Below are 14,648 nucleotides of genomic sequence, written 5' to 3'. Positions count from 1 at the left end.
CAGGCAATCCGTCGGGCACTCAGAACGACGGGAAGCCTACGTGGTCGGGGAAACATGGTGGATCACCGGTCGGACCGTAGCGATGACGGGTCGAACGAGTCGAGTTCATCGGATGAATCGGGGGACTCTCCCGTGACCCGTTTGTCGCGCCGCGCCTGGAACTCCTCGGCCGTGATGCCGTCGCCGCCGGGCGTCCGAGCAGGGGCCGACCGGCCGGACAGCTGCTCCAAAGCGTAGGTCAGGTTGTCACCGAGCAGTAGCGCGACCTTGTTGTAGCCGGTCTGGGTCGCGTCGTCCATGGCGACCTCGGCGACCTTCACGATCAGCCGCGCGAGCCCGTCGGGCCCGTAGCGCGCGGCCTCCTGCGCCAGCCGCAGGCGCACGAGCTTCCCCCGGCCGTCGACGGTCACCTCGATGGTGCTGTTGCGATCGTGCGCGGTGCCGGTGACCGTGGCCAGGATTTCGTCCACTTTGGACAATGCCTCCTGGCGGGCCCTGCCGTCCTCGATCATCTGCCGCGTGCTGCGGTTGATCGGCTCGCGTTCGATCACCGACGGCCACCGCGGTGCTTGAGCGGGTCGGAGAAGTCGACGTCCGCGGCGTCCTCCTCGTCGTCCACCGGCACGTAACCCAGCGACTCCAGGTGTTTCTCGCCGCGCTCACCGAGGACCGGCGACAGCGTCTTGTACATGTTGCTGCCCGCCCGGCGCGTCGCCCGGTCGGCGAGCGAGGTGATGTTGCGGGCCAGCGTCTCCATGTCACCCGACACCGCGGCAGGCGAGAGCCGCAGCGCGGTCAGCAGCCCGCCCGGCGCCACCACGACCTCGATGCCACCGTCCGGCGACCTGGCCTTGCCGGTGACCCGGCCGACGCGCGCGACCTGCGCCTGCGCCTGTTCGTCGGCGTGGGCGACCTTGCGGTCCAATGCCGCCATCTCGTGGTCGATGTCGATCTCCACGACCCCTCCTGATCCCCGGTACCGCACAAGTGTGCCCGAAAGGTCCGACAAGCGCGCCAGTCCGCCGCAAGTCGTGACCCGTGCCGTCCGTTGGGAGGGTGGGGCGGTCATCCAGTCGGACGGTAGAAGCCAACGAACGGCATCCCCGAGTTCGTCGTGCGTAGTGGACCGACCTGGACCGGATCGCCGGCCTCGACGATCTGGCCGTTGCCGATGTACATGGCCACGTGGCCCTCCCAGCAGACCAGGTCGCCGGGCAGCAGCTGGTCCGCCGACGGGACCTCCGCGCCGATGTCCTGTTCGCGGGAGGTGCGCGGGATGTCCAGGCCGCCCTCGCCGTACGCGTACTGGGTCAGGCCGCTGCAGTCGAGACCGACACCGGGTGCGGTGCCGCCCCACACATACGGGACGCCAAGCTGGCCGAGCGCGGCGCGGACAGCCTTCGCCGCGGTCTCGTTCGGGGCCATGACCGTGCTGCCGTCGGGCAGGTTCACCGCGACGCCCGTGCCAGGCTGCGGCGGGATCGCGACCGGGAGGCGTTTCTTGGTGACGACACCGCCGCCTCCCCCGCCGCCACCGCCGCCGTCTCCACCACCGCCGCCGCCGCCGCCACCGCTGTTGTAGGCGGCGGGCGGGCTGTTGGACTCGGCGCTGGACGGGGTCGTGGCGCCGCCGCCGTTGAGGCGGTCGACCACGCCCGTCAGCTGCGTCATGACCGCTTCGAGGTTCGTGCTGCTCTCGCCGCTGACCTGTGCGCCGAGGCGGATCAGCTCGGAGATCTTGGCCTGCGCGCCTGCGTGGTCACCAGCCGCACGCAGCGCAGCCGCGGCCGACAGCAGCTCGGCCGCCTTGTCCATGAAGTTGTCGATGAGCTGCTGGTTGGTGCCCTGACCGACCTTGAGGACGCCCGCCGCGTCGCGCACCGCGGACTGGACCTCGGCGCTGTACTCGCTGATGTCCTTGGTCGCGGTGCTCATCGTGGTGGCGTCGGCGGCCTGGCGGTCGGCGGAGCCACCCTCCCAGCCGCTCTGCAGCGTGCGGACCTGGCTGCCCGCGTCCGTGTCGTAGGTGTACAGCGCGTTCTGGACGTCGCCGTGCGCCTGGCCGACGCCCTCGATCGCGCCGTCGTCGGTCGCCAGCTGGCGCTGCGCGTCGGCGGCGGGCTGGACGAGCGGCATGACAAGGGGAACCGTTGTCGGACTCACGAAATCTCCCCGATCGCCCGCCGCATCCGCTGGTCACCCTCGTCCTCGATGTCGACGTAGTTCGTCCACGTCCTGCCGACCGCGTCCGCCATCGAGGTGGTGTTGCCCGACAGCCCGTTCACGCGATCGAGCTGGCTCCGCGTCGCGTTGCGGATGGCGTCGGCGAGCCCCACCTCGTTGCCGACCCGTGAGAACGCGTTGCCGTCCATTGCCGCGTGCGCGCCGAGGTTGTTGCCCGTCGCCCGGTTCAGGTCGTCGGCCAGCGGCCGGTACCCACTGGCGAAGCTCGCGAAGGCACCCTCCTCCGCGTCGTAACCAGGCGGCGGTGGCAACGGCTCGTCGTGGTTCGTCATCTGTCCCCTCCTGACGGGTCTGACGCACACCAGCCCCCGGTGGCTCCCCGTCCCAAGATTAGGTCAACTCGGCCACGACATATGGGTGAATCCGCCGATCAGACTCCCATCGGATGCCACACCGTCTTCGTCTCGACGAACGAGCGCAGCCGGGCGATGTCCGGTTGCGCGGTCCAGTCCGGCTCGGTGGCCTTGGCCCGCAGCACCCGCTTGACCGTATCGGCCGCGGCGCCCTCCAGCTCGGCCCGCATCGACTCCGGCGCGCCCGCCAGGTCCAGCGCGTTGACATCGGCGTGCGAGGCGAGCCACGGCGCCAGCTCCGCGGTCCGGCCGGTGACGATGTTGACCACCCCGCCCGGCACGTCGGACGTGGCGAGCACCTCGGACAGGGTGATCGCGGGCAGCGGCCGGTCCTGCGAGGTGACCACGACGGCGGTGTTGCCGGTGGCGATCACCGGCGCGACCACACTGATGAGCCCCAGCAGCGACGAGGACTGCGGCGCGAGCACGCCGACGACCCCCGTCGGCTCCGGCACGGAGAACGAGAAGTACGGCCCCGCGACCGGGTTCGACGCGCCGAGGACGGTCGCGATCTTGTCGGTCCAGCCCGCGTACCAGACCCACCTGTCGATCGCGGCGTCCACAGTGGACTGTGCCTTCTTGGTGGCGACGCCTTCGCTGGCGGCGGTTTCGGCGATGAACTGCTCCCGCCTGCCCTCCAGCAGCTCCGCCACCCGGTACAGCACCTGGCCCCGGTTGTAGGCGGTGGCACCGGACCAGCCGCCGAACGCCTTGCGGGCGGCCACCACCGCTTCGCGGACGTCCTTGCGGGAGCCCTGGGCGGCGTTCGCGAGGAACCCGCCCTTGCTGTCCCGCACCGGGTAGGAGCGGCCGGACTCGGAACGCGGGAACGCGCCGCCGATGTAGAGCTTGTACGTCTTGGCGACAGACAGACGGTCAGACATCGAGATATGCCTCCAGTCCCGTGCGGCCACCCTCGCGGCCGAACCCGGACTCCTGGTAGCCGCCGAACGGCGCGGTCGGGTCGAAGCGGTTGAACGTGTTGGCCCACACCACACCGGCACGGAGCTTGTTCGCCATCCAGAGGATGCGCGAGCCCTTGTCCGTCCAGATGCCCGCGGACAGCCCGTATGGCGTGTTGTTGGCCTTCGCGACGGCCTCGTCCGGGGTGCGGAACGTCAGCACCGAAAGCACGGGGCCGAAGATCTCCTCGCGGGCGATCCGCATGGCCTGGCTGACACCGGAGAACACGGTCGGCGCGAAGAAGAAACCCTTCTCCGGCAACGGACACGGGCTCACCCACTTGTCCGCGCCCTCGCTCTCGCCGGACTCGACCAGCTCGGTGATCCTCGTGAGCTGTTCGCGTGAGTTGATCGCGCCGACGTCGGTGTTCTTGTCGAGCGGGTCGCCGATCCGCAACGTCGAGACCCTGGCGTGCAGCTTCTCGATCAGCTCGTCGGCGACCGACTCCTGCACCAGCAGCCGCGAGCCCGCGCAGCAGACGTGGCCCTGGTTGAAGAAGATGCCGTTGACGATGCCCTCGACGGCCTGGTCGAGCGGCGCGTCGTCGAACACCACGTTGGCCGCCTTGCCGCCCAGCTCGAGCGTGACCTTCTTGCCCTTGCCCGCGAGCGAGCGCTGGATGAGCTTGCCGACGTCGGTGGAGCCGGTGAACGCGACCTTGTCGACCCCGGCGTGGGTGACCAGCTCGGCGCCGACGTCACCGGCGCCGGGCAGAATGTTGACCACGCCAGGCGGCAGCTCCGCCTGCTGGATGATCTCGGCGAGCACGAGCGCGGTCAGCGGCGTGGTCTCCGCGGGCTTGAGCACGACGGTGTTGCCGCAGGCCAGCGCGGGTGCGATCTTCCACGCGGCCATCAGCAGCGGGAAGTTCCACGGGATGACCTGCCCCGCGACGCCCAGCGGCTTCGGGTCGGGCCCCAGCCCCGCGTAGCCGAGCTTGTCCGCCCAGCCCGCGTGGTAGAAGAAGTGCGCGGACGCGGTCGGCACGTCGACGTCCCGCGACTCCTTGATCGGCTTGCCGTTGTCGAGGCTCTCCAGCACGGCCAGCTCACGCGCGCGCTCCGCGATCATGCGGGCGATCCGGTAGATGTACTTGGCGCGCTCGGCGCCCGGCATCTTCCCCCACACGCGGTCGTAGGCGCGGCGGGCGGCCTTGACCGCGCGGTCCACGTCGTTCTTGTCGGCGGTGCCGACCTCGGCCAGCACCTCCTCGGTGGCCGGGTTGATCGTCTTCAGCGGCTCACCGGCGCCGTCGACGAACTCGCCGTCGAGGAACATCCGGTAGCTGGGCTTGAGGTTCGCGATGTCCCGGTTCTCGGGAGCCGGCGCGTATTCCCACATGTCAGTCCACCGTCACGTAGTCAGGGCCGCTGTAGTGGCCTTCGAGCTGGGCACGCCGCTGCATCAGCAGGTCGTTGAGCAGGCTGGACGCACCGAAGCGGAACAGCTTCGAGGTGAGCCAGTCCGGGCCGGCGACCTCGTTGACCGCGACCAGGTAGCGGATCGCGTCCTTGGTGTTGCGGATGCCGCCCGCCGGTTTCACGCCGCGGTGCTCGCCGGTCTGGGTGTGCCAGTCGCGGACGGCCTGCAGCATCACGTGAGTGACGGGCAGCGTCGCGGCGGGGCTGACCTTGCCGGTGGAGGTCTTGATGAAGTCGCCGCCCGCCAGCATGGCCAGCCAGGAGGCACGGCGCACGTTGTCGTAGGTGACGAGCTCACCGGTCTCGAGGATGACCTTGAGGTGCGCGGGGCCCGCCGCGTCCTTGACGGCGACGATCTCGTCGAACACGCGGCCGTACTGCCCGGACAGGAACGCGCCCCGGTCGATCACCATGTCGACCTCGGTGGCACCGCACTCGACCGCGAACCGGGTATCGGCGAGCTTGATGTCCAGCGTCGACCGCCCGGAGGGAAACGCGGTCGCGACGCTGGCGACGTCGACACCCGTGCCCCGGGTCTCCTTCGCCGCGGTCGCCACCATGTCGGGGTAGACACACACCGCCGCGACTCTGGGCACGTCAGGACGGTCCGGGTCGGGCCTGCGTGCCTTCGCACACAGCGAGCGAACCTTGCCCACCGTGTCGGCGCCTTCGAGGGTGGTCAGGTCGACCATGCCGATCGCGGTGTCGATGGCCTGCAGTTTCGAGGCCTTCTTGATGCTGCGGGTGGCGAGCCCCGCCGCCCGCTGCTCGACGCCGACCTGGTCCACACCGGGTAGCCCGTGGAGGAACCGCCGCAGGGACATCTCGTCCCGAGTCGCGTCGGCAAGTGCGGGCGGTAACCCGGTGCTCGCCGTTGAGGGTGCTGCCATGGGCCCGAGTCTAGGCGGCACACCCGACCCCGCCCGCCCGGTCGGGCCAGGTTGTCCACAGGTCGATGAGTTGTCCACAGGAGACCCGCGAACCCCCGGTCCTGTCACCCCCAACCGGTAAACTGGCATGGCGGGACGCCCCCGGGAACGGGTGGGGGTTGGCATTCGGCGGCCGCGCGTCTTTGCCCAGGTCAGGCCGACGCGGCGTTACTCCTCGAGCTGGCGCTGGTCCTTCTTGTCGCGCTTCTTGCGCTTGACCTCGACGCCACCCCAGAAGGCGAGGCCGTTGATCTTCACGAGCGGTGCGCCAGGGCGGGGCTGCCCGGGCTCCTGAACGCTGTTCTCGAACGCGCCCATGAACCCGACGCCGTTGACCTGCACCACGACGTCCTCCGGCACGAAGATCTCGATGCCGCCCATGAGCGCGAACGCCTGGATCGTGGTCTCCGCGTCCTCGAACCGCGCGTCGGTCAGGTCGATCTGGACGCCGCCCATCAGCGCGAACGACGTGAAGGTCGGCGGCACCGTCCACGCGCCCTTGCGCACCGTGCCGGACATGATCGCGACCGCCGCGCTCGACGTGCCGCAGCCGCCGACCCGGTTGGACGCCACCGGCGGGGATGCCGCGGCGGCGGGCACCGGCAGCTGCGGCGACTGGCCGCTGACCGGCAGGTCCCGGACCAGCGGTTCCAGGTCGCGGAAGATCTTCGCCGCGTAGACCTTGTCGAGCCGCTCCTCGAGTTCCCCGACGGTCAGCCTGCCCTCGGCCATGGCATCGTGCAGCACCCGGGCTATGCGCTCGCGGTCGTCGTTGGACACCCGCATCTCCCGCGGGTCCGGCACGGCTGGCGGTTCACTCACGCGGGTGAGGTTATCGTGCGCACATGCCCGATGGTGCCCGGCGCGGTCTTTTCCACGCCGACGAGATCTCGCCCACTGACCTGGCAAAGCAGATCGCCGCACTGGATCAGCAGTCACGGCTGCCCGGAATCCCCCGCCTGCGAGCCTGGACCATCTCGGCACTCGGCCTGAAGCCCGGTGACCGGGTGGTCGACATCGGGTCCGGCACCGGTGAGGAGGCCCGCCTCCTCGCGGAGACCGTCGGCGAGGGCGGCGAGGTCATCGGCGTCGACCCGAACCCCGGCATGCGCACGGAGGCGGAGCGGCGCGCGCCCCGCGCACGGTTCGTCGACGGCAACGCCTACGCGCTGCCGTTGCCCGGCGAGTCAGTGGACGCGGTCACCTGCGAGCGCGTGTTCCAGCACCTCGACCACCCTGAGCAGGCGGCGGCGGAGATCGCCCGCGTGCTGCGGCCCGGCGGACGCGTCGTGGTCACCGACGTCGACTGGGCGACAGCTGTCATCCATCCCGGTGAGCCCGGCATCGTCCGGGTGATGACGGAGTCGATGCACGGCGGCGTCGTGAACCCCTACGCGGCGCGGCGGCTGCCCGGCCAGCTCGCCGGCGCGGGCCTGACCGTCGACGACACCGGTTCGCAGGCGCTCGTGCAGTCTCCCGCCGCGGCGACCGGGCCGCTGGTGGCGATGATCGCCAGGATGGCCGTCGACCGCGGCGTCCTCGACGCCGCGCAGAGCGAGCGGTTCCTCGCCGACCTCGCGGCAGGCGCGCAGAACGGCGACTTCCACATGTCGGTGACCATGTTCGCCGTGCTGGCGCACCGATGACCTCGGTCATACTCAGCGGGGCGAACCCCGGAGTGCGGCTCACCGACGGTGATGTCGTGACGGCGTTCGCGTCGGTGTGGACGGTGGACTGGTCGGTGCGTGGTGCCGGTGCCGCTCTGGTGCTGTGGCACGGCGACCGGGTGCGTGCCGTGGGCAGCGACCCGGTGCTCGCGGAGTGGCTCGCGCAGTACTTCGTGCGGCACTTCCCCGAGGTGGACGGGCTGCCGTGGACCACACCGGAGGTCGAGACCGCGCCGGTGACGGTCGACCTGGACCTGGCAGAGGGACTGACGGCGCGCGGCGCGGGCATCGAGGTGACCATGTCGGAGGTGCTGGGGCGCCGCACGTTCACCACGGACAGCTTCGCGCTCGACGGTGTCCCGCACTCGTTGCAACTGCTGCTCGCGCCGGTCGCGGACGCGGCGATCACGGTCGACGGGCTCCTGGTGCCCGGCGAGGTGACCGTCGGCGGCACCGAGCTACGGCCGTCGTCGTCGGCTTTTCTCGCCACCGCCGAGGTGTGGTCGGTCTGAGCTAACGTGTCGCGTCATGGATGTGCTCACCGTCGATCACCCGCTGGCCAAGGCGCGGTTGACCGTCATGCGGGACGCCCGCACCGACAACGCCGTGTTCCGCTCGGCGCTGCACGAGCTGACCGTCATGCTGATCTACGAGGCGATGCGCGAGGCGCCGGTGCGGACCGAGCGCATCCACACCCCGGTCGCCCGCACCGAAGGTGTCTGGCTCGCGAACCCGCCGCTCCTGGTGCCGGTGCTGCGCGCCGGGCTCGGCATGGCCGACCAGGCGCACAAGCTGATCCCCGAGGCGCAGATGGGTTTCGTCGGCCTCGCACGCAACGAGGAGACGCTCGAGCCGACCCCGTACATGGAGTCGCTGCCCGCGAACCTCGCGGGACGGCCGGTGTTCGTGCTCGACCCGATGCTCGCGACCGGCGGTTCCATGGAGTACACGATCCGGCTGCTGACCGACCGCGGCGCCACCGACGTCACGGCCGTCTGCGCGCTGGCCGCGCCGGAGGGCATCAAGCACCTGTCCGAGGCGAAGCTGCCGGTGCGGCTGGTCACGGCGAGTATCGACGAGCGGCTCAACGACTCCGGCTACATCGTGCCAGGGCTCGGCGACGCCGGGGACCGGCAGTACGGCACGGTCTAGCGCGATTTTGGTATCACGGTGGTACCGTCGAAAGCATGGCGATGACTGTGAGGCTGACGGACGAGGAGAACGCCCACCTCGCCCAGCTTGCCGAAGCCGAGGGGCGGTCGAAGCAGGACATACTGCGGTTGGCGCTGGCCGACCGCTGGTCACGGCTGCAGAAGGAACAGCAGCTTGGCGAGGTCCTGAGTCGCGTCCTGCCGCGCTACAAGGGTTTGCTGGACCGCATCGGAACAGCCTAAAACTGTCGGTGGTCTCTGACATGATCGTTAGGTGATCATGTACTTGGACGCCAGCGACCTGCTCGTGCTGGCCGCCGCCGTCACCGGTGGTGATCTGGTCGTGCGCGACCTCGGGCTGCTCGACGCCGCCGCGCACCGGCCCCGCGCCACCGTGCTCGGCGTGCAGGCGTACGACACGCTGTGGCTCAAGGCAGCCGCCCTGCTCGACTCGGTCGTGTGCACGCGTCCCCTGGTCGAGGGCAACTGGCGGCTCGGCTGGGTCGCGGCCGTGACCATCTGCGACATGAACGGCTGGTGGATCGACGCCGACGAGGACGAGGCACTCGACCTGGTCCGCGAGGTCGGCCGAGGGAACGTCTCCGTACAGCAGATGGCGGCGCGGCTCGAGGAGTGGGCCCACCCGAAGGAAAGCGACTTATGAGCTTGACCTGGAGCGCACTCCAGCTCTTACGGTCGAAGCCGTGACTTACGCGATCGCCGAGGCGGCCCACCGCAGTGGGTTGTCGATCGACACACTTCGTTACTACGAACGCATCCAACTGATCGACCCGCCCGCCCGCGACTCGGGTGGCCGCCGGGCCTACAACGACGACGACCTGGTGTGGCTCGAGTTCCTGACCAAACTGCGCACGACCGGCATGCCGATCCGGATGATGCGCGAGTACGCGAAGCTGCGGCACCAGGGCATGTCCAGCGCGGGGCGGCGCAAGCAGATCCTCGTCGAGCAGCGGACCGAGGTGCTGAGCCGGATCGCCGAGCTCAACCTGTGCCTGGACGTGCTCAACTACAAGATCGCCAACTACGAGAAGTGCGAGAGCGCGGTGGTGACCGAGCCGCACGCCGCCTCGGCCTAGACCTAGGCCATCAGCCCGGCCGCGACCGTGGCGCCCAGTTCCCAGCAGGCCTGGAGGTCGGCCTTGCCGGGTTCTCCGGTGACGCTGACCACGGGTGCGACCTTCTCCCAGCCGAGGCCCGTGGTGATCGACTCGATGCCGAGGACGGCGCCGGTGGTGTCGTTGTTGCCGTGCACGTACAGGCCGAACGGCCGGCCTCGGGTCGCGTCGAGGCACGGGTAGTAGGCGAGGTCGAAGAACACCTTGAGGGCGCCGGACATCATGCCGAGGTTCGCTGGCGTGCCGAGGAGGTAGCCGTCGGCCTCGAGTGCGTCGGGCACGGTCGCCGCGAGCGCGGGCCGCCGAACGACCTCGACCCCCTCGATCTCGTCGGTGCTCGCCCCGGCCACCACGGCCTCGAACATCGCCTGCATGGACGGCGACGGCGTGTGATGCACGATCAACAACCTGGCCATGTCAGTCCTTCAGCAGTGCCGTCACCTCGTCGCGCAGTGTGGCGAGGCGGGTGGTCGCCTTGGTGCGGGCGTCGGCAAGGGAACCCGTCACCTTGGCCACGACCTCCAGATACGCCTTGACCTTCGGCTCCGTGCCCGACGGGCGCACGATCACCCGCACGCCGTCGCCACACAGGCGGACGATGTCCTGCGCCGGGCCGTCCTCGGTGACCGGCACGCCGCACAACCGCTCCGGCGGCGATGACCGCAGGGCCGCCACCAGGCGTGGCATCGCGGCCACGTCGTCGAAGCGCAGGGAGATCTGGTCCGTCAGGTGCACGCCGTGCGCGGTGTACAGGTCGTCGAGCACGTCCAGCAGCGTGCGACCGGCCGCCTTCAGCGTGGCGGCCAGGTCGCACGCCACCACCGCGGCCGAGATGCCGTCCTTGTCCCGCACGAAGTCCGGGTCCACCGACAGGCCAAGCGCCTCCTCGTACGCGAACACCAGCCCGTCACCCGCGCGCATCAGCCACTTGAACCCGGTCAGCGTCTCCGCGTGCCGGGCCCCGTGCGCGGCGGCGATGTGCGACAACATCGACGACGACACGATCGTCGACGCCACCAACGGATCCGGACGGTCCACTGTGGACAACACGTGGGAACCCAGCAGCACACCGGTCTCGTCGCCGCGCAGCATGCGCCAGCCGTCCTTGTCGCGGACGCCAAGTGCGCAGCGGTCCGCGTCCGGGTCCAGCGCGATCGCGAGGTCGGCGTCCACATCGGACGCGAAGCCGAGCAGCAGGTCCGCGGCACCCGGCTCCTCCGGGTTCGGGAACGCGACCGTCGGGAACTCCGGGTCCGGCGCGGCCTGCGCCTCGACCAGCCGGACATCCGTGAAACCCGCTGCCAGCAAGGCTTCCAGCGCGGTCTCGCCGCCGACACCGTGCATCGGTGTGAGCACGACACGCAGGTCGCGGGCGGTGCCGCGGGGCAGGGTGGCGATCCTGGCGACGTACCCCGACACGTCCGCCAGCGCCTCCGCTCCCGGCGCGACCGGCACCGAAACGGCGGGCGGCGCCTCACGAATGCCGGTCTCGATCAGCTTGTCGTCCGGCGGCACGATCTGCGCGCCGTCGTCCGTGTAGACCTTGTACCCGTTGTCGGCGGGCGGGTTGTGCGACGCGGTGATCTGGATGCCCGCCACCGCACCGAGAGCACGCACGTGGAACGCCGTCATCGGCGTCGGGAGCGGGCCGGGCATGGTGCGCACCACGAAACCTGCCGCGACCAGCACCGACGCCGCGGCCTCCTCGAACTCCGCCGAGCCGTGCCGGGCGTCGCGGCCGACGATCACCGTGCCGCCGGAGTGCCCCTTGTACGTCAGCCACGCCGCGACACCGTGGGTGGCACGCAGCACGACCGCCTTGTTCATGCCATTGGAGCCCGCGCGCACCGGGCCGCGCAGGCCAGCGGTCCCGAACGCGAGGGTCCCGTTCATGCGGTCGGTCAGCTCGTCGACCGAGGACTCGGCACCGCCCATGGCACGGGCCGCGACCTGCTGCAGCTCGGTGCGGGACGCGGGGTCGGGATCGTCGGCGATCCAGCGGAACGCCCGGTCCCGCAGCTCCGACGGCAGACTCACGACCGCTCCACCAGCGATTTCAGCAGCTCGCCCATGCGGGTGGCCGACGCGCGGCCCGCCTCAAGGACCTCTTCGTGGTTGAGCGGCTCGCCCGTGACGCCGGCGGCCAGGTTCGTCACCAGCGACAGCCCGAACACCTCGACCCCGGCGGCGCGTGCGGCGATGGCCTCGAGGACGGTCGACATGCCGACCAGGTCCGCGCCCATGGTCCGCAGCATGCGGATCTCGGCCGGGGTCTCGAAGTGCGGCCCCGGCAGCCCCGCGTACACGCCATCGACGAGCGTCGGGTCGATCTCCTTCGCCAGGGTGCGCAGGCGCGGCGAGTACAGGTCGGTCAGGTCCACGAACTGAGCACCGACCAGCGGGGAGGTGGCCGTCAGGTTCAGGTGGTCGCTGATCAGGACCGGCTGGCCGACCGCGACACCGTCGCGCAGGCAGCCCGCCGCGTTGGTCAGCACGACCGTGCGGCACCCGGCCGCGGCGACAGTCCGCACACCGTGCACCACGGGACCGACGCCGCGGCCCTCGTACAGGTGGGTGCGGCCGAGCAGGACCAGCACACGCTTGTCGCCGACCCGCAGCGAACGCAGCGTGCCGCCGTGGCCCGCGACGGTGGGGGCGGCGAAGCCGGGCAGGTCGCCGATGGGCACCTCGGCGTCGGGTGCGCCGAGCACGTCGGCGGCTGGTCGCCAGCCGGAGCCGAGCACGACCGCGACGTCATGGGTGTCGACGCCGGTGAGCTTGGCGAGCGTCTCGGCGGCCTCGGCGGAGTCCTGGATGTCGGTCACCCGGGGAGGATAGGCCACGCTCAGCCGGTGACCGTGAAGTCCTTCGCGATGCTGGCGAACAGGGCGCGGCCGGGGTCCTCCTGATCGATGATCACGGTCAGCGACAGCACCCACAGGTCGCGCGAGTAGGGCAGCAACCTGGCGAAGGTGCCCTGGTGCAGGTCATGGGTGTTCGGGTCGCCGGGCGCCAGCTCCGCGGCGCTGGTGATGGCGTGATAGGTCAGTTCCCGCGCGGCTTCCCGGGACACGACGCCGTCCGGTTCGATGCCTTTGACCGGCCGAGGCGTGAGGTCGCCGGAGACCACCACCTCGGGGGCGCGATCGTCCAGTTCGTCGATGTAGTCCTGGATCTCGTAGTCCGGGTAGAAGTTGATGATCCGCTCGACGGTCAGCAGCTGGGCGCCGTCGGGCGACACGTAGTAGAAGCGGGTGCTGTTGGGCAGATCCTCGGCGCGGTAGTCCTCGGCGAACTCGACCCAGTCGCTCGGCACAGGCAGCCGGAAACCCCCGCCCTGGGCGGGGGTGGTGCTGGAGGCGGTGCCGGCCCTGACCTCGAGTGCGCCCGCGTCGTCCTCGGCGGGGACCGTGGTCTGGGTCGTGGGGGTCTGCTGGGTCGTCGGCGGCATGACCGCCTTGCCGCCGACGTACCGGGAGAGCGCGAAGCCTCCTGCCGCCGCGGCGAAGAAGAACAGGACGGAGAAGAACGCGACGAGTGCGGAGATGACGGAGCCGCGTTCGCGGCGGACCTGTTCGCGGACGGTGACGTCGAAGGGCAGCGGCCCCGGCGCGGCGGCGAGCCCTGGTGCCGAACCCGGCTGAGCAGGCACGTCAGCGGCGTCGTCCGCACCGTCGGCGGCTGTGGAACCACCATCGGAATCGCCGTCAGGCGCGTCGGAAACGTCGTCCTCGCGCGCGTTGCCCAACCCCCACCCGTTCCCGGGGGCGCCCCGCCTTGCCATCTTATCGGCTGGGGGTGACGTTTCGGGGTCGTCGTCCTCTGCCTGTGGATAACTCGGCGGCTGTGGATTGTTCGCCGCCTCCTTGAGCAGTTCCAGGTCCTCGTCGGTCAGCAGCGGCGTGCTCGGCGGCGGCAGCAGCGGGTGCAGGCGGTTGCGCAGTTCGCGCAGCGTGATCCGCTCCTCCGGCTCCTTCACCATCAGCGCGGCGACCACCTCGCCGAGCGGGCCCTCCGTCGAGGGACGGGGGATCTCGCCGTGCACGACCTGGTTGACGGTGTCCAGCACGGCTCCGTCCACGTCGTACGGCGGCCTGCCCTCGATCATCGCGAACAGCGTCGCGCCGAGGCCCCACAGGTCGGCCGCCGGTGTCACCTCGCGGCCGGCGGCGACCTCCGGCGAGATGTACGCGGGTGAGCCCAGCATGATCCCGGTGCTCGTGAGCGTCTGCTCGGACACGTTGCGGGCGATGCCGAAGTCGGTCAGTTTCACCTGACCGTCCACCCCGATGAGTACGTTCCCGGGCTTGATGTCACGGTGTGTGATGCCCGCCTGGTGCGCGGCGGCCAGCCCGGCGGCCACCGCGTCCGCGATCGCGGCGGCCTTCCGCTCCGGCAGCGGGCCGAGGACGTTGATCAACGTCGCCAGGCTGTGCGCGAGCAGGTACTCCGTCACCACGAACGGCTCGCCGTCCTCGCGGGCGACGTCGTGCAGCGTGATCACGTTCGGGTGGGACAGCGCGGCGATGGCACGCGCCTCGCGCAGCGTACGTTCCCGCAGCTCAGCGGCCTGCGCTTCGGGCAGACCAGGCGGGAGAAGGACTTCCTTCACCGACACGGTGCGGTGGAGGACCTCGTCGTACGCCTCCCACACGGTGCCCATGGCGCCCTGGCCGAGCTGCCTGCGCAACCGGTAGCGCCCGGCGACGACCCGCTCCCCAGTGCTGGACACGCACGCCATTGTGCCGGTACTCACCAGGTCCCCGGCGATCAGCCTCACACTC

18 protein-coding genes are annotated in these 14,648 nt (G+C 70.5%); 6 read left to right on the top strand and 12 right to left on the bottom strand.

The genetic code is table 11. From position 1 onward, the window contains the following. Positions 1-62: 62 nt before the first annotated feature. The 8 genes from WBA97_RS21045 to WBA97_RS21010 form a co-directional block, all read right to left on the bottom strand. Positions 63-551, bottom strand: coding sequence for a YbaB/EbfC family nucleoid-associated protein (locus WBA97_RS21045; RefSeq protein ID WP_424232585.1), 489 nt, complete (start codon positions 549-551; stop codon positions 63-65). Then, positions 548-958 (bottom strand): YbaB/EbfC family nucleoid-associated protein, encoded by a 411-nt coding sequence (locus WBA97_RS21040; RefSeq protein ID WP_424232584.1) that lies wholly within the window; start codon positions 956-958, stop codon positions 548-550. Before WBA97_RS21040 ends, WBA97_RS21045 begins: the two co-directional genes overlap by 4 nt. Before the next feature lie 107 nt (positions 959-1,065). After that, the gene (locus WBA97_RS21035) at positions 1,066-2,163 is read right to left on the bottom strand and encodes a C40 family peptidase (protein WP_424232583.1); all 1,098 of its coding nucleotides are present in this window, start codon (positions 2,161-2,163) and stop codon (positions 1,066-1,068) included. Then, positions 2,160-2,516 (bottom strand): hypothetical protein, encoded by a 357-nt coding sequence (locus tag WBA97_RS21030; protein WP_424232582.1) that lies wholly within the window; start codon positions 2,514-2,516, stop codon positions 2,160-2,162. The genes WBA97_RS21035 and WBA97_RS21030 overlap by 4 nt, the downstream gene beginning before the upstream one ends. Before the next feature lie 98 nt (positions 2,517-2,614). Beyond that, positions 2,615-3,481 carry an aldehyde dehydrogenase family protein gene (locus WBA97_RS21025; RefSeq protein WP_424232581.1) on the bottom strand — a complete coding sequence of 289 codons (867 nt, stop codon included), beginning with the start codon at positions 3,479-3,481 and terminating at the stop codon, positions 2,615-2,617. Beyond that, positions 3,474-4,901, bottom strand: coding sequence for an aldehyde dehydrogenase family protein (locus WBA97_RS21020; RefSeq protein WP_424232580.1), 1,428 nt, complete (start codon positions 4,899-4,901; stop codon positions 3,474-3,476). Before WBA97_RS21020 ends, WBA97_RS21025 begins: the two co-directional genes overlap by 8 nt. 1 nt (position 4,902) lies before the next feature. Further along, the gene (gene deoC, locus WBA97_RS21015) at positions 4,903-5,871 is read right to left on the bottom strand and encodes a deoxyribose-phosphate aldolase (RefSeq protein ID WP_424232579.1); all 969 of its coding nucleotides are present in this window, start codon (positions 5,869-5,871) and stop codon (positions 4,903-4,905) included. Positions 5,872-6,078: 207 nt separating this feature from the next. Next, a complete protein-coding gene (locus tag WBA97_RS21010) occupies positions 6,079-6,732 on the bottom strand; it encodes a DUF1707 SHOCT-like domain-containing protein (protein WP_424232578.1) in 654 nt (217 codons plus the stop codon). A gap of 23 nt (positions 6,733-6,755) precedes the next feature. Here WBA97_RS21010 and WBA97_RS21005 point away from each other — a divergent pair, with 23 nt between their 5' ends. Genes WBA97_RS21005 through WBA97_RS20980 form a run of 6 tightly spaced genes read left to right on the top strand, consistent with a single transcriptional unit; the run spans position 6,756 to position 9,825 of the window. Then, the gene (locus WBA97_RS21005) at positions 6,756-7,556 is read left to right on the top strand and encodes a methyltransferase domain-containing protein (RefSeq protein WP_424232577.1); all 801 of its coding nucleotides are present in this window, start codon (positions 6,756-6,758) and stop codon (positions 7,554-7,556) included. Next, positions 7,553-8,089, top strand: coding sequence for a hypothetical protein (locus WBA97_RS21000; RefSeq protein ID WP_424232576.1), 537 nt, complete (start codon positions 7,553-7,555; stop codon positions 8,087-8,089). The genes WBA97_RS21005 and WBA97_RS21000 overlap by 4 nt, the downstream gene beginning before the upstream one ends. A gap of 16 nt (positions 8,090-8,105) precedes the next feature. Beyond that, the gene (upp, locus tag WBA97_RS20995; RefSeq protein WP_424232575.1) at positions 8,106-8,729 is read left to right on the top strand and encodes a uracil phosphoribosyltransferase; all 624 of its coding nucleotides are present in this window, start codon (positions 8,106-8,108) and stop codon (positions 8,727-8,729) included. Positions 8,730-8,764: 35 nt separating this feature from the next. Continuing rightward, a complete protein-coding gene (locus tag WBA97_RS20990) occupies positions 8,765-8,971 on the top strand; it encodes a ribbon-helix-helix protein, CopG family (RefSeq protein WP_424232574.1) in 207 nt (68 codons plus the stop codon). A gap of 37 nt (positions 8,972-9,008) precedes the next feature. Further along, positions 9,009-9,392 carry a type II toxin-antitoxin system death-on-curing family toxin gene (locus tag WBA97_RS20985; RefSeq protein WP_424232614.1) on the top strand — a complete coding sequence of 128 codons (384 nt, stop codon included), beginning with the start codon at positions 9,009-9,011 and terminating at the stop codon, positions 9,390-9,392. Positions 9,393-9,432: 40 nt separating this feature from the next. Beyond that, a complete protein-coding gene (locus WBA97_RS20980; RefSeq protein ID WP_424232573.1) occupies positions 9,433-9,825 on the top strand; it encodes a MerR family transcriptional regulator in 393 nt (130 codons plus the stop codon). Positions 9,826-9,827: 2 nt separating this feature from the next. Here WBA97_RS20980 and WBA97_RS20975 read toward each other — a convergent pair whose 3' ends face one another. The 4 genes from WBA97_RS20975 to WBA97_RS20960 are packed head-to-tail and all read right to left on the bottom strand — an operon-like array spanning position 9,828 to position 14,605. Beyond that, positions 9,828-10,280: a flavodoxin family protein gene (locus WBA97_RS20975; RefSeq protein ID WP_424232572.1), complete on the bottom strand. Its 453-nt coding sequence runs from the start codon at positions 10,278-10,280 to the stop codon at positions 9,828-9,830. A 1-nt stretch (position 10,281) separates the two neighbouring features. Beyond that, the gene (locus WBA97_RS20970) at positions 10,282-11,901 is read right to left on the bottom strand and encodes a phospho-sugar mutase (protein ID WP_424232571.1); all 1,620 of its coding nucleotides are present in this window, start codon (positions 11,899-11,901) and stop codon (positions 10,282-10,284) included. Beyond that, positions 11,898-12,680, bottom strand: a complete 783-nt coding sequence (locus tag WBA97_RS20965) for a purine-nucleoside phosphorylase (protein WP_424232613.1) — start codon at positions 12,678-12,680, stop codon at positions 11,898-11,900. The genes WBA97_RS20970 and WBA97_RS20965 overlap by 4 nt, the downstream gene beginning before the upstream one ends. A 29-nt stretch (positions 12,681-12,709) precedes the next feature. Continuing rightward, the gene (locus tag WBA97_RS20960; RefSeq protein ID WP_424232612.1) at positions 12,710-14,605 is read right to left on the bottom strand and encodes a serine/threonine-protein kinase; all 1,896 of its coding nucleotides are present in this window, start codon (positions 14,603-14,605) and stop codon (positions 12,710-12,712) included. Between the last annotated feature and the right edge of the window lie 43 nt (positions 14,606-14,648).

The organism is Actinophytocola sp. (assembly GCF_049647105.1).
Taxonomy (GTDB): Bacteria; Actinomycetota; Actinomycetes; order Mycobacteriales; family Pseudonocardiaceae; genus Actinophytocola.
The sequence above is the reverse complement of the archived record's forward strand: the minus strand, read 5'-3'. Positions and strand labels throughout refer to the sequence as shown.

Excerpts from the sequence above, each read along its gene's own strand:
- WBA97_RS21030 (WP_424232582.1), bottom strand. The coding sequence starts at position 2,516 with ATGACGAACCACGACGAGCCGTTGCCACCGCCGCCTGGTTACGACGCG.
- WBA97_RS21025 (WP_424232581.1), bottom strand. The coding sequence starts at position 3,481 with ATGTCTGACCGTCTGTCTGTCGCCAAGACGTACAAGCTCTACATCGGC.
- WBA97_RS21020 (WP_424232580.1), bottom strand. The coding sequence starts at position 4,901 with ATGTGGGAATACGCGCCGGCTCCCGAGAACCGGGACATCGCGAACCTC.
- deoC (WP_424232579.1), bottom strand. The coding sequence starts at position 5,871 with ATGGCAGCACCCTCAACGGCGAGCACCGGGTTACCGCCCGCACTTGCC.
- WBA97_RS21005 (WP_424232577.1), top strand. The coding sequence starts at position 6,756 with ATGCCCGATGGTGCCCGGCGCGGTCTTTTCCACGCCGACGAGATCTCG.
- WBA97_RS21000 (WP_424232576.1), top strand. The coding sequence starts at position 7,553 with ATGACCTCGGTCATACTCAGCGGGGCGAACCCCGGAGTGCGGCTCACC.
- upp (WP_424232575.1), top strand. The coding sequence starts at position 8,106 with ATGGATGTGCTCACCGTCGATCACCCGCTGGCCAAGGCGCGGTTGACC.
- WBA97_RS20990 (WP_424232574.1), top strand. The coding sequence starts at position 8,765 with ATGGCGATGACTGTGAGGCTGACGGACGAGGAGAACGCCCACCTCGCC.
- WBA97_RS20985 (WP_424232614.1), top strand. The coding sequence starts at position 9,009 with ATGTACTTGGACGCCAGCGACCTGCTCGTGCTGGCCGCCGCCGTCACC.
- WBA97_RS20975 (WP_424232572.1), bottom strand. The coding sequence starts at position 10,280 with ATGGCCAGGTTGTTGATCGTGCATCACACGCCGTCGCCGTCCATGCAG.
- WBA97_RS20960 (WP_424232612.1), bottom strand. The coding sequence starts at position 14,605 with ATGGCGTGCGTGTCCAGCACTGGGGAGCGGGTCGTCGCCGGGCGCTAC.